At 73.4% G+C, this 20,611-nt stretch carries 16 protein-coding genes; 9 read left to right on the forward strand and 7 right to left on the reverse strand.

What is annotated here, in order from left to right:
* Nucleotides 1–67: 67 nt before the first annotated feature.
* Nucleotides 68–682: a DUF4190 domain-containing protein gene (locus FB00_RS14205; RefSeq protein WP_052877691.1), complete on the reverse strand. Its 615-nt coding sequence runs from the start codon at nucleotides 680–682 to the stop codon at nucleotides 68–70.
* Nucleotides 683–866: 184 nt separating this feature from the next.
* On the opposite strand from FB00_RS14205, the gene FB00_RS14210 reads away from it, so the two are divergent.
* Nucleotides 867–3,920 carry a carbohydrate binding domain-containing protein gene (locus FB00_RS14210; RefSeq protein ID WP_047233587.1) on the forward strand — a complete coding sequence of 1,018 codons (3,054 nt, stop codon included), beginning with the start codon at nucleotides 867–869 and terminating at the stop codon, nucleotides 3,918–3,920.
* Nucleotides 3,921–3,977: 57 nt separating this feature from the next.
* Here FB00_RS14210 and FB00_RS14215 read toward each other — a convergent pair whose 3' ends face one another.
* Nucleotides 3,978–4,763 (reverse strand): exodeoxyribonuclease III, encoded by a 786-nt coding sequence (locus tag FB00_RS14215; protein WP_047233619.1) that lies wholly within the window; start codon nucleotides 4,761–4,763, stop codon nucleotides 3,978–3,980.
* 72 nt (nucleotides 4,764–4,835) lie between these two features.
* Here FB00_RS14215 and FB00_RS14220 point away from each other — a divergent pair, with 72 nt between their 5' ends.
* The gene (locus FB00_RS14220) at nucleotides 4,836–5,600 is read left to right on the forward strand and encodes an SDR family NAD(P)-dependent oxidoreductase (RefSeq protein ID WP_047233588.1); all 765 of its coding nucleotides are present in this window, start codon (nucleotides 4,836–4,838) and stop codon (nucleotides 5,598–5,600) included.
* A gap of 17 nt (nucleotides 5,601–5,617) precedes the next feature.
* Here FB00_RS14220 and FB00_RS14225 read toward each other — a convergent pair whose 3' ends face one another.
* Nucleotides 5,618–6,565, reverse strand: coding sequence for an NAD(P)-dependent oxidoreductase (locus FB00_RS14225; RefSeq protein WP_082141334.1), 948 nt, complete (start codon nucleotides 6,563–6,565; stop codon nucleotides 5,618–5,620).
* 47 nt (nucleotides 6,566–6,612) lie between these two features.
* On the opposite strand from FB00_RS14225, the gene FB00_RS14230 reads away from it, so the two are divergent.
* The 3 genes from FB00_RS14230 (at nucleotide 6,613) to FB00_RS14240 (ending at nucleotide 12,733) form a co-directional block, all read left to right on the forward strand.
* Nucleotides 6,613–7,020 (forward strand): MerR family transcriptional regulator, encoded by a 408-nt coding sequence (locus tag FB00_RS14230; RefSeq protein WP_047233589.1) that lies wholly within the window; start codon nucleotides 6,613–6,615, stop codon nucleotides 7,018–7,020.
* 60 nt (nucleotides 7,021–7,080) lie between these two features.
* Nucleotides 7,081–7,668 (forward strand): orotate phosphoribosyltransferase, encoded by a 588-nt coding sequence (gene pyrE, locus FB00_RS14235; protein WP_419865527.1) that lies wholly within the window; start codon nucleotides 7,081–7,083, stop codon nucleotides 7,666–7,668.
* 223 nt (nucleotides 7,669–7,891) lie between these two features.
* Nucleotides 7,892–12,733, forward strand: a complete 4,842-nt coding sequence (locus FB00_RS14240) for an HtaA domain-containing protein (RefSeq protein WP_047233590.1) — start codon at nucleotides 7,892–7,894, stop codon at nucleotides 12,731–12,733.
* Between the two features lie 77 nt (nucleotides 12,734–12,810).
* Here FB00_RS14240 and FB00_RS14245 read toward each other — a convergent pair whose 3' ends face one another.
* The gene (locus FB00_RS14245) at nucleotides 12,811–13,584 is read right to left on the reverse strand and encodes an HAD-IIA family hydrolase (RefSeq protein WP_047233591.1); all 774 of its coding nucleotides are present in this window, start codon (nucleotides 13,582–13,584) and stop codon (nucleotides 12,811–12,813) included.
* A 1-nt stretch (nucleotide 13,585) separates the two neighbouring features.
* On the reverse strand, nucleotides 13,586–14,398 hold the full coding sequence (locus FB00_RS14250) for a VTT domain-containing protein (RefSeq protein WP_331386746.1): 813 nt from the start codon (nucleotides 14,396–14,398) through the stop codon (nucleotides 13,586–13,588).
* A 112-nt stretch (nucleotides 14,399–14,510) separates the two neighbouring features.
* Here FB00_RS14250 and FB00_RS14255 point away from each other — a divergent pair, with 112 nt between their 5' ends.
* The 3 genes from FB00_RS14255 to fbaA all read left to right on the forward strand — a co-directional run bounded on the left by FB00_RS14255 (nucleotide 14,511) and on the right by fbaA (nucleotide 17,247).
* Nucleotides 14,511–15,353: an SDR family oxidoreductase gene (locus tag FB00_RS14255; RefSeq protein ID WP_047233623.1), complete on the forward strand. Its 843-nt coding sequence runs from the start codon at nucleotides 14,511–14,513 to the stop codon at nucleotides 15,351–15,353.
* Complete coding sequence (locus FB00_RS14260; RefSeq protein WP_419865528.1) at nucleotides 15,350–16,114, forward strand: TrmH family RNA methyltransferase; 765 nt, start codon at nucleotides 15,350–15,352, stop codon at nucleotides 16,112–16,114. The genes FB00_RS14255 and FB00_RS14260 overlap by 4 nt, the downstream gene beginning before the upstream one ends.
* 110 nt (nucleotides 16,115–16,224) lie before the next feature.
* Nucleotides 16,225–17,247: a class II fructose-bisphosphate aldolase gene (gene fbaA / locus FB00_RS14265; RefSeq protein ID WP_047233592.1), complete on the forward strand. Its 1,023-nt coding sequence runs from the start codon at nucleotides 16,225–16,227 to the stop codon at nucleotides 17,245–17,247.
* Nucleotides 17,248–17,417: 170 nt separating this feature from the next.
* Here fbaA and FB00_RS14270 read toward each other — a convergent pair whose 3' ends face one another.
* Complete coding sequence (locus tag FB00_RS14270; RefSeq protein WP_047233593.1) at nucleotides 17,418–17,849, reverse strand: STAS domain-containing protein; 432 nt, start codon at nucleotides 17,847–17,849, stop codon at nucleotides 17,418–17,420.
* A gap of 138 nt (nucleotides 17,850–17,987) precedes the next feature.
* On the opposite strand from FB00_RS14270, the gene FB00_RS14275 reads away from it, so the two are divergent.
* Nucleotides 17,988–20,210 (forward strand): SpoIIE family protein phosphatase, encoded by a 2,223-nt coding sequence (locus tag FB00_RS14275; protein ID WP_047233625.1) that lies wholly within the window; start codon nucleotides 17,988–17,990, stop codon nucleotides 20,208–20,210.
* A 15-nt stretch (nucleotides 20,211–20,225) separates the two neighbouring features.
* On the opposite strand, the gene FB00_RS14280 is transcribed toward FB00_RS14275, so the two are convergent.
* The gene (locus FB00_RS14280) at nucleotides 20,226–20,588 is read right to left on the reverse strand and encodes an STAS domain-containing protein (RefSeq protein ID WP_047233594.1); all 363 of its coding nucleotides are present in this window, start codon (nucleotides 20,586–20,588) and stop codon (nucleotides 20,226–20,228) included.
* Nucleotides 20,589–20,611: the final 23 nt, after the last annotated feature.

Below are 20,611 nucleotides of genomic sequence, written 5' to 3' on the forward strand. Positions count from 1 at the left end.
GGGGCGGGCGGCCGGGGCGGGCCGGCCGGGCCGCCGGGCGGGGCGAAGAGGTCGTCGTCGGCCACGGCTACGAGTCGCTCAGGGTCGCGGCGAGCACGATGAGCATCGCGAACGCCGTGCAGACGGCTCCCACGACGATCCCGGTGACGGCGAACCCGCGCCCGCGCGTCCCGTCGCGCATCACCTGGTTGAGCGCGACGATCCCGAGGACGAGGCCGACGATCCCGGGGAAGCCCGCGCAGAGCACGAGGCTCGCGATCGAGACGATCATCGACGCGAGCGCCAGCCCGTTCGTCCGCGGCGGCGCCGTGTACACGGACCCGTACGGGGGCGGGTAGGCGCCGTAGCCGGGAGACCCGGGGTAGGCGGACGGATCCGACGGCGGGTACCCGCCGCCCGGTGCGGAGCCGTAGGCGGGTGCGGTGCCCGGGCCGTAGGGCGACCCCTGCCCGACCGGAGCGGCGGGCGCGCCGTAGGGGGCTCCCGTCCCGGCTGCCGGTGTGCCCGGGTACCCGCCGCCCGCCCCGGACGGTGCCACGAAACCGCCCTGCTCCGGCGCCGGGGCGCCGGCGTCGGTCGGCGGGTTGTACGGGGTGAGCGGAGGCTGGTGCGGGCGCGGGGCGGCGTACGGGTCGACAGGTTCGTCGGGCGACCCGTACGGCGGGACGGGGGGCGTGGTCATGGACACACCGTAGCGACGGGGGCGGCGCGCCGTCCGCCGTATGAACAGGCTCTTGTAAGCCGTCGCAAATATTGCTACATCTTGCAGCAACGGTACAGCCAGGGTGCGTCCTCCACGACGGCGGCACGCGGACCGGCGGCCGACGTCCCGGCACCGACGCCGGGACAGACACGGAGGATCACGGATGCGAACAACGAGGCTCGCAAGATCGCGGGCACGCCTGGCGGGGGCCCTGGCCCTCGCCGTCGCCCTGCCGGGAGCGGCCGGCCTGAGCGCCGTCGCGGCGCCGAGCACGACGACGACCGCGGCGACCGCGACGACGGCCACGACGACCGTCTTCTACCCCGACCGCCCGGGCTGGACGGCGACGAACGTCCACTACGGCGTCGACGGCGCCGCGTGGACGACGGTCCCCGGCGTCCCGATGGCGGACGCCTGCGCGGGCTGGCTCACGGCCGAGATCGACCTCGGCGCGGCGTCGGGGGTGCAGCTCACCTTCAACGACGGCGCCGGGACCTGGGACAACAACCGGGGTGCCAACTACCGCGCGGGCGCGGGGACGGTCGTCGTGCGGGACGGCGCGCTCACGTCGGGCGCGTCGCCGTGCGGCACCGATCCCACGGACCCCACGGACCCCGCCGACCCCACCGCGACGATCTACTACGCGACGTCGTGGGCCGCGCCGAAGATCCACTACCAGGTGGGCTCGGGCGCGTGGACGAGCGTCCCGGGCACGCCGATGACCGCCGCGTGCGCGGGCTGGTTCGCGCACACCATCGACCTCGGCGATGCGAGCGGCGGCCAGGTCGTCTTCAACGACGGCGCCGGGCGGTGGGACAACAACGGGGGAGGCAACTACCGCTACACCGCGGGACCGCAGACGGTCTCGGGCGGCGTCGTCGCGCCCGTCGCGCAGAGCCCGTGCGGCCCCGACGTCCCCGAGGAGCCGGACACGCAGGCGCCCAGCGTCCCGTCCGGGATCGTCGCGACGGCCGACGGCGTGCGCGTGACGGTCACGTGGGACGCCGCGACGGACGACACAGCCGTCACCGGCTACACCCTCACCCGCACCGGGGGAGCGGGCCCGGTGACGCGGGACGTCACGACCGCGTCGGCGACGGACGTCGGGCTGCTCGAGCGGACCGCGTACACGTACACCGTGGCGGCCGTCGACGCCGCCGGGAACCGCTCGGCGGCGAGCGCGCCGGTCGTCGTCACGACGGGGACGAAGCCCGTGGTCGACCCGGGGACGACGGGCGAGCCGCTCGGCGGCGACCCGCGCGAGGACTCGATCTACTTCGTCATGACCGCGCGCTTCAACGACGGCGTGAGCGAGAACAACCGCGGCGGGTCCCAGCACGTGAAGTCGGGCAACGCGGCGAACGACGACCCCATGTTCCGCGGCGACTTCCAGGGGCTGATCGACAAGCTGGACTACGTCAAGGGCCTCGGCTTCTCGGCGATCTGGATCACGCCCGTCGTGCTCAACCGGTCCGACTACGACTTCCACGGCTACCACGGCTGGGACTTCTTCCGCGTGGACCCGCGCCTCGAGACGCCGGGCGCCTCCTACCAGGACCTCATCGACGCCGCGCACGCGAAGGGCATCAAGATCTACCAGGACGTCGTGTACAACCACTCGTCGCGCTGGGGCGCCAAGGGCCTGTTCGTGCCGACCGTGTGGGGCGCGCGCGACGGCCAGTGGGACTGGATGTACTCGGCCAAGGAGGAGGGCCGCGAGTACGACCCGATGGAGGAGAACGACGGCAACGACCCGACCCTGACCGCCGCGCAGAACGCGCTCGCGAAGGGCCGCACGTACAACGGCGACCTGTGGTCGACGACGGCCCCGGCGGGGAGCACGTGCTCCGGGTTCGGCACGCCCACGCAGTACAAGAGCCCAGAGGGGTTTCAGATCTACCACTGCCAGTGGCCCTCGCCCACGTCGGGCATGTTCCCGAAGAGCACGTACCACCAGTGCTGGATCGGCAACTGGGAGGGCAAGGACGCGCAGGACTGCTGGCTGCACGACGACCTGGCCGACTTCAACACCGAGAACGCCGAGGTGCAGCAGTACCTCATCGACGCCTACAACCGGTACATCGACATGGGCGTCGACGGCTTCCGCGTCGACACCGCCGTGCACGTCCCGCGCGTCATGTGGAACCGGCACTTCCTGCCCGCGATCCAGGAGCACGCCGTGGCGACGCACGGCGAGAAGGGCAAGGACTTCTACGTCTTCGGCGAGGTCGCGGCGTTCGTCAACGACAAGTGGAACCGCGGCTCCGTGAACCACTCCGCGCAGTTCTACACGTGGAAGGAGCGCAAGGAGTACTCCCTGGACGACGTCGTGGCGGCCGCCGAGCAGTTCCAGTACGAGAACCTCCTGGGCACGGGCAACCAGCCGACGTCGGACAACGCGTTCCTCGGTGGCGCCGACGGCAACACGTACCACGCGCCCGACCACTCGAAGTTCTCGGGCATGAACGTCATCGACATGCGCATGCACATGAACTTCGGGGACGCGGGCAACGCGTACCACAACGGCAAGGACTCGGACGACTCGTACAACGACGCGACGTACAACGTCGTGTACGTCGACTCGCACGACTACGGGCCCAACAAGTCGACCGTGCGCTACGCCGGCGGCACCGACGCGTGGGCGGAGAACATGAGCCTCATGTGGACGTTCCGGGGCATCCCGACGCTCTACTACGGCTCGGAGATCGAGTTCCAGGCAGGCAAGCCGATCGACTGCGGGCCGACGTGCCCGCTCGCGACCACCGGACGCGCGTACTACGGCGACCACCTCGCGGGCGACGTCGTGGCGAGCGACTTCGGCGTCGTGGAGTCCGCGTCGGGCGCGGTCGCGCAGACGCTCCAGAAGCCGCTCGTCCAGCACGTGCAGCGGCTCAACCAGATCCGTCGCGCCGTGCCGGCGCTCCAGAAGGGGCAGTACTCGACGGTCGGCGTGCAGGGGAACATGGCGTACAAGCGCCGGTTCACCGAGGGTGCCGTGGACAGCTTCGTGCTCGTCACGGTGACGGACGCCGCGACCTTCTCCCGCGTCCCGAACGGCACCTACGTGGACGCCGTGACGGGCGACCGGAAGGTCGTGACGACCGGGACCCTGACCGTCCCCGCACCGGGCAAGGGCAACCTGCGCGCCTACGTCCTCGACCTCCCGGGCAACCCTGCGCCGGGCAAGGTCGGGCAGGCGGGGCCGTACCTGAAGTAGCTCGGGAGAGCCTCGACCGTCCCGCCCGCGTCCACGCACCGCGGGCGGGACGGTCGCTCAGTCCTCGAGGTCGACGACGACCGGCACGTGGTCCGACGCGCCCTTGCCCTTGCGCTCGTCGCGGTCGATCGTCACGCCGGTCACGCGGGCGCGCGCGGCGGGGGAGAGGTAGGCGAAGTCGATCCGCATGCCCTCGTTCCGCGGGAAGCGCAGCCGCTGGTAGTCCCAGTACGTGTACGTGTGCTCGGCGGGGAGCGCCTCGCGCGTGACCTCGGTGTACCCGGCTGCCCCGAACGCGGCGAACGCGTCCCGCTCCGCGGGCGTCACGTGCGTCTTGCCCGCGAAGTACGCGACGTCCCACACGTCGGTGTCGAGCGGCGCGACGTTCCAGTCCCCGACCAGGGCGACCTGCGCCGCGGGGTCGTCCGCGAGCCAGCCCTCGGCCCGGCCGCGCAGCTCGTCGAGCCAGCGCAGCTTGTACGCGTAGTGCGGGTCGCCGACCTCGCGGCCGTGCGGGACGTACAGGCTCCACACACGCACGCCGCCGCACGTCGCGCCCAGGGCACGCGCCTCGACCTTCTCGCCGAAGGCGGGCTGGCCCGGGAAGGAGGTCTCGACGTCGTCCAGGCTGACGCGCGAGACGACCGCGACGCCGTTCCACTGGTTCACGCCCACGTGCGCGACCTCGTAACCCGCCGCCTCGAACGGCGCGACGGGGAACTGGGCGTCGGCGCACTTGGTCTCCTGGAGCGCGAGGACGTCGGTCCCGGTTCGCTCGAGGAACGCGACCGCCCGGTCGACGCGGGCACGGACGGAGTTGATGTTCCAGGTCGCGAGGCGCACGGGCTCCACCGTACCGACGTCGGTGTCCGTGTGGCGGCGGGGTCCGGGCGCCGCCGCCCGTAGGCTGTGGCCATGGCGACAGCACTCATCACCGGCGCGAGCGCCGGCCTGGGCCTGGAGTTCGCGTGGCAGCTCGCCACGGCGCGGCACGACCTCGTGCTCGTCGCGCGCGACGAGGCGCGCCTCGAGGAGGTCGCGGGCCAGGTCCGGGCCGCCGCGGGCGTGCGGGTCCAGGTCCTGCCGGCCGACCTCTCCGTGCCCGACGACGTCGCGCGCGTGGCCGAGCGCCTCGCCTCGACCGGGGGCCCGGACGAGCGGCCGGTCGGGCTGCTCGTCAACAACGCGGGCTTCGCGACCCAGCAGCACTTCGTGGACGGCGACCTCGACGTCGAGCTCCGTGCGCTCGACGTCATGGTCCGGGCCGTCCTGGTCCTGTCCCACGCCGCCGCCGGGCAGATGACGGAGCGGGGACGCGGCGCGATCCTCAACGTCGCGTCCGTCGCCGCCCTCACCGCCGGCGGCACGTACGCGGCGGCGAAGGCGTGGGTGCGCTCGTTCACGGAGGGCCTCGCCGTCGAGCTGCACGGCACGGGGGTCACCGCGACCGTCCTGTGCCCGGGCTTCACGCACACCGAGTTCCACGACCGCGCCGGCATCGACAAGTCCGTCCTGCCGGACCTCGCGTGGCTCGACGCCGACCGCGTGGTCGCGACGGCGCTCGCGGACGTGCGGCGCGGCGTCGTCATCTCGACCCCGTCGGTGCGCTACCGCGTCGCGTCGGCCGCGCTGCGGGCGATGCCCCGCTCGGCCGTCCGGGCGATCGGCAAGTACCGGTAGGTGCGCAGCCTCGCTCGTCAGGAGGCGCCCGGCGCCGGGGTGAGTTGCTCGATCAGCGCGGCGTAGCTCAGCTCCGCCCGGCCGGCGGCGATCGCGCGGGCCACCACCGACCCGAACAGCCGCGGGAGCTCCGCGTCGACGCCCAGCTTCTCGCTCACCCGGACCAGGTGGGCGATCCCGCCCGCGTGGGTGGCGAGCGTCGCGTCGTCGGGCGTGAAGGAGCCGCGGTCGATCTGGGCGGCATATCCGGGCAGCCACCCGACCGTCTCCTGCGCGACCTGCGCCGCGAACGGCGTGAAGGCGGACGCGTCGACGCCGGCGGTGCTCAGCAGCGCCACCCCCTGGAGCCAGGCGTTCAGGACGCCCCACATCACGCTGAGGCCGGCGACGTCGTACAGCGCCGACAGGCCGTGGTCGTCGCCGAGGAAGGTCGCGTCTCCGAGTGCGGCGAGGAGGGACTGGTGGGTCTCGAAGGCCGCCCTCGAACCGCTCAGCAGGATGACCGCGTCGGCGGTGCCGATGGTCGAGGGGACCGCCATGATCGCGCCGTCGAGGGAGCGGGCGCCGGCCTGGTCCGCCCACCGGGCCAGCTCGCGGGCCTGCTCCGGGTCGCCCGAGGTCAGGTTGACCAGGACCCGGCCGTCGAGCTCCCCGGAGACCGACGCGAACGCTTGCCGGAGCGACTCGTAGTCCGCGACGCAGACGATGCTCACGGGGCTCGCGAGGACCGCGCTCTCGACCGAGGCGGCGAGCCGCGCACCTCGGGAGGCGAGTCTCTCCGCCTTCGCGGCCGTGCGGTTCCAGACCGTCACCCGGTGCCCCGCCGTCAGCACCGCGTCTGCCAGAGCCCTGCCCATCAGCCCCAGGCCGACGATCGTCACGTCGGTGCTGGTCTCGGTGCTGGTCTCGGTGCTGGTCTCGGTGCTGGTCTCGGTGCTGGTCTGGGTGCTCGTGTGGTGTGCCATGGCAGCATGGTCGACGTTCAGACCGGTCTGAAGGTCAAGGGGGCGTCGTGCACATCGGAGAGCTGAGCCGTCGGAGCGGGGTCAAGGCCCACCAGCTCCGGTACTACGAGGACCAGGGGCTGCTGGAACCGGACCGTACCGCGGGCGGATACCGCCGGTACGACGAAGCCGACCTGGTGAAGGTGAGGCAGATCCGGCACCTGCTCGACGCCGGGCTGTCCACCGAGGACATCCGCTACCTGCTGCCGTGCGCCACCGGGGAGGCTCCGGAGCTCGTGGGATGCCCGGAGCTGCTGACCGCCCTGCGGGCGCGGCTGGATCGCGTGGACGACCAGATCGACACGCTGACCCGGTCCCGCGAGGCCCTGGTCCGCTACATCGACGACGCCGAGCGGGTGGGCGGCGCGACGTACGGGCCCTTCGGCGCGAGCCCGGTGGAGCCGGTCCACGCGTGAGGGGCCGGGAACGCCCGGGCGGTCCTGACGGGCGGCGCCCCGCCGACTACCCTGGCCGTCGTGACTAGTGATCTGGGCTCGACGCTCGCCGACACGCCCCGCGAGCAGCTGCTCGCCCTCATCCGTGAGCTCGCCGTCGTGCACGGCCGGGTGACGCTCTCCTCCGGCAAGGAGGCGGACTACTACGTCGACCTGCGGCGCGTGACGCTGCACCACCGAGCCGCGCCCCTCATCGGGCACCAGCTCCTCGACCTCCTCGAGGAGCGTGGGCTCGGGACGGCGGAGGTCGACGCCGTCGGCGGGCTGACCCTCGGGGCCGACCCCATCGCGACCGCGCTCCTGCACGCCGCGGCCTCGCGCGGGCAGGACCTCGACGCGTTCGTCGTGCGCAAGGCGGCCAAGGCGCACGGCATGCAGCGGCAGATCGAGGGCCCGGACGTCGCCGGCCGCAAGGTCGTCGTGGTCGAGGACACCACGACGACGGGCGGGTCGCCGATCACGGCGATCGAGGCCGTGCGCGCCGCCGGTGGCGAGGTCGTCGGGGTGGCGACGATCGTCGACCGCGCGACGGGCGCGGGCGAGAAGATCGAGGCGTTCGGCGTGCCGTACCACTTCCTCTTCAGCCTGGAAGACCTCGGCCTCGCCTGATCCCGGTCCTCCCGCCGTCCTGACGACGCCCCGTGGCCACGCCACGGGGCGTCGTCGTGCGAGCAGCCGCGCGACGAGGCACGCGTCACACCAAGATAGGTCAGGCTTACCTTGCTTTGGTGAGGCGAGCCTTATATGGTCCGTCACGACGGAGCGTCAGCACGCTCCGCGTCGTCGGTCCCGCTCCCGCCGGGACCTCGCCCGGACCAGCACGGGAGACCTTGTGCGCACTTCATCGTCGAGACGCGTCCGCCGCGGCCTCGCCTCCTTCCTCGCCGCGGCCCTCGCCGCAGGCCTGACCGTCGCGGGAGCGGGGGCTCCCGCGCAGGCGGCCCCGACCGACGTGACGGGCGGCTCGGCCACCTGGAACTTCGTCGACTCCTGGACGTCGTACGTCACCGGCCCGATCGCGCAGGGCACGGTCACGCCGGCCCTCCAAGGGGGCCAGTCCTCCTACGGCCCGGCGTCCGGCACCTACGACGACGGGTCCGGCATCGGCTCCGTGCGGCTCGGGGGCTCCACCCGCTACCAGGGCCACCACGGCGCGCTCGACGTGACCGTCTCCGACCTGCGCCTCGACCTCACCGGCCCCACGACCGGCGTCCTCTACGCCGACTTCGCCGGCACCGTGAACGCCGGTGCCGGCGACGACGCCAAGGTCGCGGACGTCGCCGTGTCGGCGACGCGCGACGGCGACCAGGTGACGTTCGTGGCGAACGGGACCGTCGCGGCGTCGCTCGGCGACGTCTCCTCCTACTTCTCGTCGTACGCGGGGAAGCCGATCGCGACGCTGACCGCGCGCGTCGAGTCCCCCGAGCCGGCGGCCCCGGCGCAGGCGACGACGACCACGCTCGCCGTGACGCCGGCGGGCACCTCCGTCGCGGGCACGACCGTGACGCTCGCCGCGACCGTCGCGCCTGCCGCCGCGGGCACGGTCGAGTTCCGTGACGGCAGCGCCGTGCTGGGCACCACGCCGGTGGCCGACGGCGTCGCGCGCCTGGAGACGGCGAGCCTCGCCGCCGGTGCGCACGAGCTGAGCGCGACCTTCGAGCCGGCCGACCCGGCGGCCTTCGTCGCCTCCACGTCGGCCGGTGTCGCGCACTCCGTGACCGCCACCGCGCCCGAGCCCGAGCCGGAGCCGGAGCCCGCGGTGGACCCGAAGGTCACCGTCTCGCCGTCCACCCCGGTGGACCCGGCGGTGGAGAACACGTTCACGGTCTCGGGCACCGGGTTCGTCGGCGACGGCGCGCGGTTCGGCGCGTACGTGGTGGTCGGTGAGAAGTCGATCTGGGACGGCTCGGGCCCGCTCGTCGCGACCGGGTGGCTCCAGCTCGGCTGGGTCATGCCGCAGCAGGTGGTCGACGGCGCGTTCACGACGACGCTGACGGTCCCGGCGGGCTCGTTCGACCCGTCGAAGGAGTACGTGGTCGCGACGTCGGCGGCGCACGGCCTCTCCGCGACCGACCGCAGCCTCGACACGTTCACCCCCGTCGCGGTGCAGCAGCCGGAGCCCCAGGAGCCTGTCAGCGCGCCCTTCCCGCAGATCGCCGAGCCGGGGACGACGCACGGCACCGTCTCGTGGAAGGTCTCCGACCGCGTCTTCTCCTACTACAACGACAAGCAGGTCACGGGCGGCGTCACCGCCGACGGCACGTTCGGCTTCCCGGTCACGGCGGTGGCGCAGTCCGGCGGCGTCACCGACCTGACGCTGTCCGGAGCGGTCCGCCTCACGTGGAAGAACACGTACGCGGGCAGCACGCCGTTCTACTGGCTCCAGCTCGAGGACCTCACCGCGCGCGTCGACCAGGCGGGGCACGGCGTGCTGTCGGCCGCGGTGTCGTGGGACAACCTCACGGACGCGGCCGACTCGTCCGCCGCGACGCGGCTCGACGTCGCGACGTTCACCGTCGACCCGGGGGCGCTCGGCACCGGCCGGGTCCTCGTGACGTCGTCGGCCCAGCAGTACACGGACGCCCTCCTCGCCTACCTCGAGCCGACGGGCCAGCGCGCGCACTTCGCCGCTAGCGGCCCGAACGACGCGAACGCCGAGGCCAAGAAGACGGCACCGGTCACCCTCGCGTTCGGCGAGGACGAGGTCACCGCGTGGGAGCCCGCCATCGACGTCTACGCCGCGGACGGCACCACGCCGCTCGGTGACACGCCCGTCCAGGTCGGCGACACGATCGTCGTCAAGGGCTCGGGCTTCGACCCGGCGGCGAACGTCGGGGGCTACGGCATGCCGATCCCCGCGACGCTCCCGCAGGGCACGTACGTCGTGTTCGGGTCCTTCGCGGAGGAGTGGCGTCCGTCGGAGGACGCCAAGGGGTCGGCGCGCAAGGTCGGTTCGCAGTCGTGGGCACTCGCGGCGTCCGTCCTGGACCAGGTCCCGCCGCAGTACCAGGGGGCGATCCGCGCGGCCTGGACCGAGATCGCCGAGGACGGCACGTTCGAGGCGCGCCTCGTCGTGAAGAACCCCGCGGCGCTGGAGGGCGGGCGCTACGGCGTCTACACCTACCCCGCCGGCGGCGCCGTCAACGCGGACCAGGAGCTCTACGCCCCGGTCGTGTTCGACGTGCCCGCGTCGCTCTCGGTGACGCCCGCCACGACGACGGTCGAGGCAGGCGACACCGTGCGGATCGCCGTGGACGGCCTCGTCGAGGGCGACGTCGTCAAGGGCGTGACGTTCGGCGGAAAGGCTGCGACCTTCTCGCGTGACGGCGCCACGATCCTGCTCGCCGTCCCGGCCGACGCCGCCGCGGGGTCCGTCCCCGTCGTCGTGACGTCCGAGCTCGGCGTGACAGGCAGCACGACGCTCACCGTCACGGCCCCGGCTCCGGAGCCGGAGCCCGCGGTGGAGCCGAAGGTCACCGTCTCGCCGTCCACCCCGGTGGACCCGGCGGTGGAGAACACGTTCACGGTCTCGGGCACCGGGTTCGTCGGCGACGGTGCGCGGTTCGGCGCGTACGTGGTGGTCGGTGAGAAGTCGATCTGGGACGGCTCGGGCCCGCTCGTCGCGACGGGGTGGCTCCAGCTCGGCTGGGTCATGCCGCAGCAGGTGGTCGACGGCGCGTTCACCACGACGCTGACGGTCCCGGCGGGCTCGTTCGACCCGTCGAAGGAGTACGTGGTCGCGACGTCGGCGGCGCACGGCCTCTCGGCGACCGACCGCAGCCTCGACACGTTCACCCCGGTCGCGGTACGCCAGCCCGCGCCGGAGGCCCGGCCGACCACGACAGCGCTCGCCTCTTCGGCGACCTCGGTCGTCGAGGGCACGGCCGTGACGTTCACGGCGACGGTCACCCCGCAGGCGGCCGGCGCGGTCCGCTTCACCGCCGGGGACACGACGCTCGGCACGGCGACGGTCGTCGACGGCGTCGCGTCGTACCGGGCGACCGGACTCGCGGCCGGGTCGCACGCCGTGACGGCGACGTTCGTCCCGTCGGACAGCACCGCGTTCGTCGGCTCGGCCTCGTCGCCCGTCACGGTGACGGTGACGGCGAAGCCGTCGGTCCCGACGACGGCGGGCTCCCTGACGTGGGGCGTCAAGGAGTCGTTCCGCAGCTACATCGTCGGCCCGGTCGCGGGCGGCGGGGCGACGACGTCGTCCGGCGCTGCCGTGGTCGACGGACTCTTCCGGTTCGGCCAGGCCGACGGCGGAACGTGGACCGCGGCGAGCGGGCGGGGCAGCGTGAAGTACTCCGGCACGGTCCGCTTCACGGGTCACTCGGGCGCGCTGGACCTCGCGCTGACGAACCCGGTCGTCGACGTCACCGGACCCGGTGCGGGTCGCCTGCTCGTGGACGCCCGCTCGACGGGGCTCGACGGCTCGACGTTCGACCGCAAGGGCGTCGTCGTCGCCTCGCTCGCGCTCGGTGCGCCGACGACGAGCGCGGACGGGGCCGTCACGTACACGAAGGCTGCGGCGACGCTCACGGCCGACGGCTCGCTCGCGTTCTCCGGCTTCTACCCGGCGGGCACCGCGCTCGACCCGGTGACGTTCACCGTCGGCGCGGTGTCGACCGCCCCCGGTGGCGGCGGCACCATCGGCACCCCGGGCACCGGGACGCCGGGGACGCCGACCGACCCGGCGAAGGCGACGCTCTCGGTGGCGCAGGCCCGTCCGGGGGACGAGGTCACGATCAGCGGCGTCGGGTTCGGCGCGCACGAGGCGGGGATCCGTACGGAGATCCGCTCGACGCCGCGCACGCTCGCGACGGGTGTCACGGCGAACGCGGGCGGCGCCGCGAGCTCGACGGTGACGATCCCGAAGGACGTCGCCCCGGGCGAGCACACGCTGCTGCTGATCGGTGCGGGCCACACGGCGTCCGCGCCCCTCACGATCGTCGGTGCCGGCACGACCGGCACCGGCACGGGCTCGGGCAGCGCGGCGGAGCAGTGCTTCGCGCAGGGCGTCAACGGTGCGACGCTCTCGTGGGGCGTGAGCGACCGGTTCCGCGCGTACGTGACGGGTCCGATCGCGAAGGGCTCGGTCTCGACGAGCGGCGTGCAGGACTCCGGCTCGGCGTTCGCGTGGAGCGGCGGCAAGGGCTCGTTCAACACGGACCTCGGCAAGGGGCGCGCGAGCTTCGGCGGCTCGGTGTCGTTCTCGGGCCACGAGGGCATCCTCGACCTGCGGATCAGCAACCCGCGCGTCGTCGTGGACGGGTCGTCGGGCACGCTCGTGGTCGACGTCCAGAGCAGCGACATGGAGGGCAACAAGTCCTCGTCGAGCGGCGTCGCGTTCGCGAGCCTGGACCTGTCGGGCAAGAAGTCGACGTCGGGTTCCACGATCACGTGGAGCGGCGCTCCCGCGACCCTCACGGCCGCCGGGGCGAAGGCGTTCGCCGGGTTCTACGAGGCCGGCACGGCCCTCTCGCCCGTGACGTTCACCTTCCCGGTCGGCGGCGACGTCGAGTGCGACGCGTACTCCGGTGCGCTCGCCTCGACCGGGACGGACGCGGGCAGCCTCGCGCTCCTCGCCGGGACCCTGCTCCTCACGGGCGGGGCGATCCTCACCGTGCGGCGCCGTCGCGCCGGTCGCGCGCAGGCGGTCACGCTCGCCTGAGCCACCGCCCACGCACGACGGCGCCCGGTCACCTCACGAGGTGACCGGGCGCCGTCGCATGTGGTGCCGGTGGAGCGTCAGACCAGGTCGACGAGGTCCGCGACGGAGTCGACGACCTTGCTCGGCCGGAACGGGAACCGGTCGACGTCGGACATCTTCGTCGACCCCGTCATGACGAGGTACGTGTACAGCCCGGCCTCGATGCCCGCGACGACGTCGGTGTCCATGCGGTCGCCGATCATCGCCGTCTTCTCCGAGTGCGCGTCGATCCGGTTGAGCGCCGAGCGGAACATCATGGGGTTGGGCTTGCCGACGAAGTACGGCTTGCGGCCCGTCGCGGCCGTGATCATCGCCGCCACGGCACCCGTCGCGGGCAGCGGGCCCTCCTGGGACGGCCCGGTCGTGTCCGGGTTGGTGCAGATGAACCGCGAGCCGCCGAGGATGAGCCGGATCGCCTTGGTGATCGCCTCGAACGAGTACGTGCGCGTCTCGCCCAGCACCACGTAGTCCGGGTCCGACTCGGTGAGCGTGTAGCCCGCCTCGTAGAGCGCCGTCGTCAGCCCCGCCTCGCCGACCGCGTACGCGCTGCCGCTCGGGATCTGGTCGCTGAGGAACTGGGCGGTCGCGAGCGCCGACGTCCAGATCGACTCCTCGGGGACGTCGATGCCCGACGTCGCGAGGCGCGCGCGCAGGTCGCGCGCCGTGAAGATCGAGTTGTTCGTGAGGATGAGGAACGGGCGGCCCTTGTCGCGCAGCGCCCGCACGAACTCCGGAGCACCGGGGATCGCGTGCCCCTCGTGGACGAGCACGCCGTCCATGTCCGTCAGCCAGCTCGTGATCTCTCGCGTCATCTCAGGCGTCCTTCCCGTCCTTCTCGTGCCCGACGGCGGTCGTGCCCTCGGTGACGGCGTGCTCGCCGCCGGTCCCTGCCGCGTCGGCGGCGATCTGCGCCTCGAGCGCCGCGGCGCGCTTCTCAGCGCGGCGCCCGCGCCAGACCTCCACGATCATCGGGACCACCGAGAGGAAGACGATGAGCAGGACGAGCGCCTCGATGTTGTCCTTGACGAACGTGATGTTCCCCAGCAGGTAGCCGAGCCACGTGAGGCCCACGGCCCACAGCAGCGCGCCGAGCGCGTTGAACCCCACGAAGTGCCGGTAGTGCATCTTGCCGACGCCCGCGGCGACCGGCGCGTACGTGCGCACGATGGGCACGAAGCGCGCGATGACGATCGTCCGGCCGCCGTACTTCTCGAAGTAGGCGTTGGTCTGGTCGATGTACTTGCGCTTGAAGAACCGCGAGTCCGGCCTGTCGAACACCTTGGGCCCGACGGTGCGCCCGATGAGGTAGGCCGTCTGGTCGCCGAGGAACGCCGCCGCGAAGAGCAGGGCCAGCAGCACGGGCAGGCTGATCTGGAGCGAGTCCTGCGCGACGAGCGCACCCGCGGTGAACAGCAGCGAGTCGCCCGGCAGGATCGGGAAGAGCAGGCCGGTCTCGACGAAGATCACGACGACGATGCCCACGAGCGCGGCGTCGCCGAAGCGCTCGATGAGCGACATCGGGTCCATCCAGTCCGGGCCCAGGGCGGCGACGGGCCCCGCGGCACCGAGGCTCGCGGCGTGCGCGGCCCCGGGCAGGGCGGAGGCGAGCTCGGCGAGGGTGTTCACGGGTCACCAGCGTAGTGGGGGCGGCGGTGCCGACCCCGACGCAGGGTGTGCACCGGCCGTGAAGGTCCCACGGGGCCGGAGCGGTGGAGCGGGTACCGGCAGAATGTCCGTCATGGCGAGCATCGCGGTGGTGGGCGGGACCGGTGCGGCGGGTCGCGCCGTCGTGCGGGAAGCAGCCACGCGCGGCCACGACGTACGCGTGCTGTCGCGGCACGCGCCCGACGACGGCGCGCGGGTCCCCGGGACGGCGCACCACCGTGTCGACCTCCTCGCACCCGACGACGGCACGGTCGCAGCCGCGCTCGACGCGGCGCTCGCCGATGTCGACGCCGTGGTCGACGCGAGCAACGGGATGTCGCCGGGGGCGATGAAGGTCTTCACGGTCGGTGCGCAGCGGCTCGCGGAGGCAGCACGCCGCGCCGGGGTCGGACGCGTCGTCGTGCTGTCCATCGTGAACGTCGACCAGGGCGACTACGGGTACTACCGCGCGAAGGCCGAGCAGGAGCGGGTCCTCTCGTCCGGGGGCGTCCCGACGACGGTCGTGCGCGCGACGCAGTTCCACGAGTTCCTCGAGCTGTTCCTCGGGCGCGACGGGCGGCTCGGACGGTGGGCACGGCTCGGCCTGCTGCCCGTGCCGCGCGGGGTGCGGTTCCAGCCGATCGCGCTCGCCGACGTCGCCCGGGCGCTCGTCGACGCCGTGGAGGGGAGGCCGCCCGGGGGCGGCGTGCCAGGACCTGGCCCCGACGCGACGACCGTGACGATCGGCGGCCCGGAGGTCCTCGACGCGCACGACATGGCGCGCGCGTGGCGCACCGCGCACGGCTCGCGCCGCCCCGTCGTCGGGGTGCCGCTGCCCGGCCCGCTGGGCGAGTTCTTCCGTGCGGGCCACAACCTCGTGCCCGAGCACCGCTACGGGACGCTCACCTACCGCGAGTGGCTCCGGGAGCGCGCGTGACGCCGTCCGACGGGGTGCGCGCGGAGCCGCCCGGAACGCGACCCGCCGCCGGGTCCGACGGCGAGCGCACCGACGAGCGCACCGACGAGCGCGAGGTGGGGGTCGGGCCGTGGCCCGGCGGACCGGACGCGTGGCCGCGCGTCCCGGACCCCGACGGCCCGCCCGGGGCGTCGCGCCTCGACCCCCGCTACGACCCCGAGCTGCTCGCGCACGGCGACCGGCGCAACGTCGTCGACGCCTACCGCTACTGGACCGTCGAGGCGGTCGTCGCCGACCTCGACGCGCGCCGCGACCCGGGGCGGTCGCTCCACGTCGCGATCGAGAACTGGGCGCACGACCTCAACATCGGGTCCGTGGTGCGCACGGCGAACGCGTTCAACGCAGCGGGCGTGCACGTCGTCGGGCGGCGCCGGTGGAACCGCCGCGGCGCGATGGTCACCGACCGCTACCTGCACGTGCACCACCACGCGTCCGTCGACGACCTCGCCGCCTGGGCCGCGGGGGAGGGGCTGCCCCTCCTGGGCGTCGACAACCTCCCGGGGTCCGTCCCGATCGAGGGGTACGCGCTGCCCGCGTCGTGCGTGCTGCTGCTCGGCCAGGAGTCGACCGGGCTGACGCCCGAGGCGGTCGCCGCGTGCCGCGACGTCCTGCACATCACCCAGCACGGCTCGACCCGCTCGATCAACGCCGGCGCGGCGGGCGCGATCGCCCTGCACGCGTGGGCGGCCCAGCACCTGCGGCCGGACGGCGCGCCCACGTAGAACCGTGGTCACCGGGCGACCACAGGTCGAACGGCCCTGACGCCCGCGCTGTCATCCATGCCAGACTTTGACCCGACAGTCCACCCCGCACGACTCCACAGGAGCTTCGCATGCCCATCGCTACCCCCGAGGTCTACGCCGAGATGATCGACCGGGCGAAGGCAGGCTCGTTCGCCTACCCGGCCGTCAACATCACCTCGTCGCAGACCATCACCGCCGCGCTCCAGGGCTTTGCCGAGGCCGAGTCCGACGGCATCATCCAGGTCTCCGTGGGCGGCGCCGAGTACGGCTCGGGTTCGACGGTCAAGGACCGCATCGCCGGTTCGCTCGCGCTCGCGGCGTACGCGCGCGAGGTCGCGAAGAACTACCCCGTGCAGATCGCGATCCACACCGACCACTGCGTCAAGAAGAACCTCGACTCGTGGGTCCGCCCGCTCCTCGCCATCGAGGCCGAGCAGGTGAAGAACGGCGGCCTGCCGACGTTCCAGTCGCACATGTACGACGGCTCGGACGTCCCGCTGGACGAGAACCTCACCATCGCGGCGGAGCTCCTCGAGCTCTCGCAGGCGGCGCGCACCATCCTCGAGATCGAGGTCGGCGTCGTCGGCGGCGAGGAGGACGGCCACGAGGCCGAGATCAACGAGAAGCTCTACACGACGGTCGAGGACGGCCTCGCGACGATCGAGGCGCTCGGCACGGGCGAGAAGGGCCGCTACCTGACGGCCCTCACGTTCGGCAACGTGCACGGCGTGTACAAGCCGGGTGCGGTCAAGCTCCGCCCGGAGATCCTCAAGGAGATCCAGGAGGCCGTCGGCGCGAAGGTCGGCAAGGCGAACCCGTTCGACCTCGTCTTCCACGGCGGCTCCGGCTCCACGGCCGAGGAGATCTCGGCCGCGGTCGACTTCGGCGTCATCAAGATGAACATCGACACCGACACGCAGTACGCGTTCACGCGTCCGGTCGTCGGCCACATGTTCTCCAACTACGACGGCGTCCTGAAGGTCGACGGCGAGGTCGGCAACAAGAAGGCCTACGACCCGCGCGCCTGGGGCAAGCTGGCCGAGGCCGGCATGGCCGCCCGCATCATCGAGGCGTCGCAGCAGCTGCGCTCGGCGGGCAACAAGATCCGCTGACGCCCGCAGGGGTCGGCGGAGAGCCGGCTCCGGGTGCACCGAAGGCCCCCGGTCCGTACGGACCGGGGGCCTTCGTCGTGGTTCGTGACGCCGGGCCGTGACGTGAGGTCGTGCCGGTTGGTCGTGACCGGTGCCGGCGGGGTCGTGACCGTGCGGCGCGCGCGGCGACCTCAGTCCGTGGCGTCGGAGCCGTCGCCCGTGCCCGAGGGCTCGTCGAGGTCGAAGCCGGGGTCCACGTCGACGATGTCGAGCAGCTCGCCGATGCGGGTCACCTCGAGGAGGAACCGGACCGTCGGCGGGGCACGCAGGACGCGGACCCGGTGCGGGCCGCGCGAGGCGAGACGTGCGAGGAACGCCACACCGGACGAGTCCATGAAGGTCACGTGGTGCGCGTCGATCTCGACCGGGAGCCCGGAGTCCTCCGCCGCGGCGGTCGCCTCCTGGAGGTCGGCGCCGAGGTCGGCGTCGATCTCTCCCGACAGCACGATGCGGGCGCGCGTCGTCCCCACGATGACGTGCACGCTCGCGGGGTCGCCCGCCCCAGCGGGGTCGCCGGCGACGCCGACCGGACGGTCGGCGGCCGAGGGTGTACCTTCGCGCACCGGCGCTCCTCTCTGCGTGGTCCCGACCCGTTCCGGTCTCGGGAAGCACCAATCTACGGTTGAATGTCCAGTCGGGACAGTAACGCGACCGTGGCGTCCGTATCCAGACGATCGACGCACGGACCGTCGGAGGTGACGATGGGCAGCTCGCCGGGGCTCGGCACCGACCTGCCCGCGCACGTCCGGGAGCTGTGCACGCGGGCGATGGAGGGTGCCGGCGTCGCGATGTTCGTCACCGGCCCGCGCTCGGACGAGATGCCGATCGTGTGGGTGAACGCCGCGTTCGAGCGCCAGACCGGGTTCGCCGCCGCCGAGGTGCTCGGCCGCAGCCCGCGCGTGCTCGAGTCGCTCCTCACCGAGCCGGTGGAGGCCCAGGAGCTGCGCGCGGCCGTCGCGGAAGGGCGTGAGATCACGCACACCGTCCGCACGCTGCGGCGTGACGGCTCGCCGGTGTGGACGCAGCTCTCGCTGTCCCCGCTCGCCGCGCCGGACGGCACCGTGACCCACTGGGTCGGCGTGCAGGTCGACGTCTCCGAGCACCTCGAGCGGTACGCGGCCCAGGTCGCGTCGCTCGCGCTCGAGCGGCGCGAGCGCGCGGTGCTCGACGTCGTCTCCCGCAGCTCGGACCTCCTCGCCGACCTCGACCAGCCCTACGCGCTGCGCGACATCACCGAGCTCCTCGCCGGGTACGTCGTCGACTGGGCCGGCTTCTACCTCAACGACGACGGGCTCCGGTACGCGGAGGGCGTCGACACCGCCGCGCCTCCGAGCGGGCGCGGGCAGCGGCACGGCCGCTACACGCCCGGGGCGTTCCCCGTCGCGCCCGGCCTGCACACGACCGACGCCCTCGGTGACTCCGCCGCCGTCACCGGGTCGGTGCCGCGCGTGCGCCTCGTCGACGTGCCGGACCGCGTCCAGGACGTCCTGGACGGGCGCATCGAGGGCCCCGTGACCCTCGACCTCTCCGCCACGTACCCGCAGTGGTCGGCCTCCGGCTGGCTCCAGCGCGACCTGCACCACCGGCTCTCGGGCCTGCCGCACCGGCCGGGCTCCGTGACGGTCACCGCCGTGCCGGGACGTCGGCGCATCCTCGGCCTGCTCGTCACGGGCGACGTCCCTGACGCGCCGCTCCACGGGCTGGGCACGGAGGCCGAGGCACGCGAGGGGGTGCGCACGCTCCTCCAGATCATCGCGCGCCGCGCCGGCACCGCGATCGACAACGTGCGGCTCTACGCGCGCGAGCACCGGCTCGCCGAGACGCTCCAGCGCGCGATGCTGCCCGAGCAGGCCGACGTGACCGGCCTCGACGTGTGGACCTACTACGCGCCCAACTCGGAGCACGCCCAGGTGGGCGGCGACTGGTACGACGTGCTCCAGATCGCGCCCGACGTCGTGGGCCTCGTGATCGGCGACGTCGTGGGCCACGACGTCGAGGCGGCGGCCGCGATGGGCCAGCTCCGCTCGGTCGTGCGGTCGTACGCCTACGAGCTCACGACGCCCGGGCCGGTGCTCGAGCGCGTCGACCAGCTCGTCCAGGGCATGCGCATCCCGCGCTCCGCGAGCCTCGTGTACGCGGCGCTCACGCAGCCGGACGCCGCGCAGCCCGAGGACGCCTGGCGGATCGAGTACTCGCGCGCCGGGCACCTGCCGCCGCTCCTGCTGCGCGACGGCACCGTGACGCAGCTCGACGACGCCGGGGGCGCGCTCGTCGGGTTCGGCGGCCGGAGCCGGTCGACGGGCGTCGCGGCGCTCGCGCCGGGCGACACGCTCGTCTTCTACACCGACGGCCTCATCGAGCGCCGCGACCGCGCGCTGCGGGTGGGGCTCGAGGCGCTCGTCGCGGCGTCGGAGGCCGTCACGGCCGTCGACGCCGCGGGCGTGGGCGAGGAGCTGCTCTCGCGCCTCGCGGACGCCCCCGAGGACGACGTCGCGCTCGTCGTCGTGCGCATCCCGGACCCGGTGCACGACGCGTCGGCCGTCGTGCTGAGCCCGCGCAGCCGCCGGTGGCTCCTGCCCAGCGAGCCCGCGTCGATCGGGCGCGCCCGGCACGCCGTCGTGCGCACGTGCCAGGCGTGGGGCGTGCGCGACAGCGCGAACGCCGAGCTCGTCGTCTCGGAGCTGGTGGCGAACGGGGTGCTGCACGGCTGGGGGCACCTCGCGCTGCGCCTCTTCGACACCGGCGACGGCATCCGCGTCGAGGTCGAGGACTCCAACCCGGCGCCGCCCGTCCCGACCGACGGGCACCCGAACCGCATGGGCGGGTTCGGCATGCAGATCGTCGAGCGCCTCGCGGACTGGGGCTGGCGCCCGACGGCGTCGGGCAAGCTCGTCTGGGCCACGCTGCGCCCGTCGGGGCGGTAGGAGCGCCCGGGAGCGTCAGGCCGGGGGCTCGACCTTCGCGAAGCCGGACGGCGGCGTCGCGGGCTCGCAGCGGTGGTCGGAGTCGATGCGGAACAGCTCGAGCGCCCCGCAGACCTCCAGCACGAACAGGTCGCGGTCGTCGCAGCCGCGCAGCACCGTGGCGCCGCCCCGCTTGCGCCCCGAGTCCGCGAGCGAGATGAGGAACGCCGCGCCGGTGGAGTCCATGAACGTCACGCGGCACATGTCGATCACGAGGAGCTGGCGACGCAGCCCGACGACGCGCGCGGCGATCTCCGGGAACTGGTCACGCTCGGCGAGATCGAGGTCTCCGGCGATGACGAGGGTCGTCGTCGCGGGGGACGTGGCGATCTCGATCATGCCGTCGACTCTAATCGCCGCCC

Source organism: Cellulosimicrobium funkei (genome assembly GCF_001019615.1).
Classification (GTDB): Bacteria; Actinomycetota; Actinomycetes; order Actinomycetales; family Cellulomonadaceae; genus Cellulosimicrobium; species Cellulosimicrobium cellulans_E.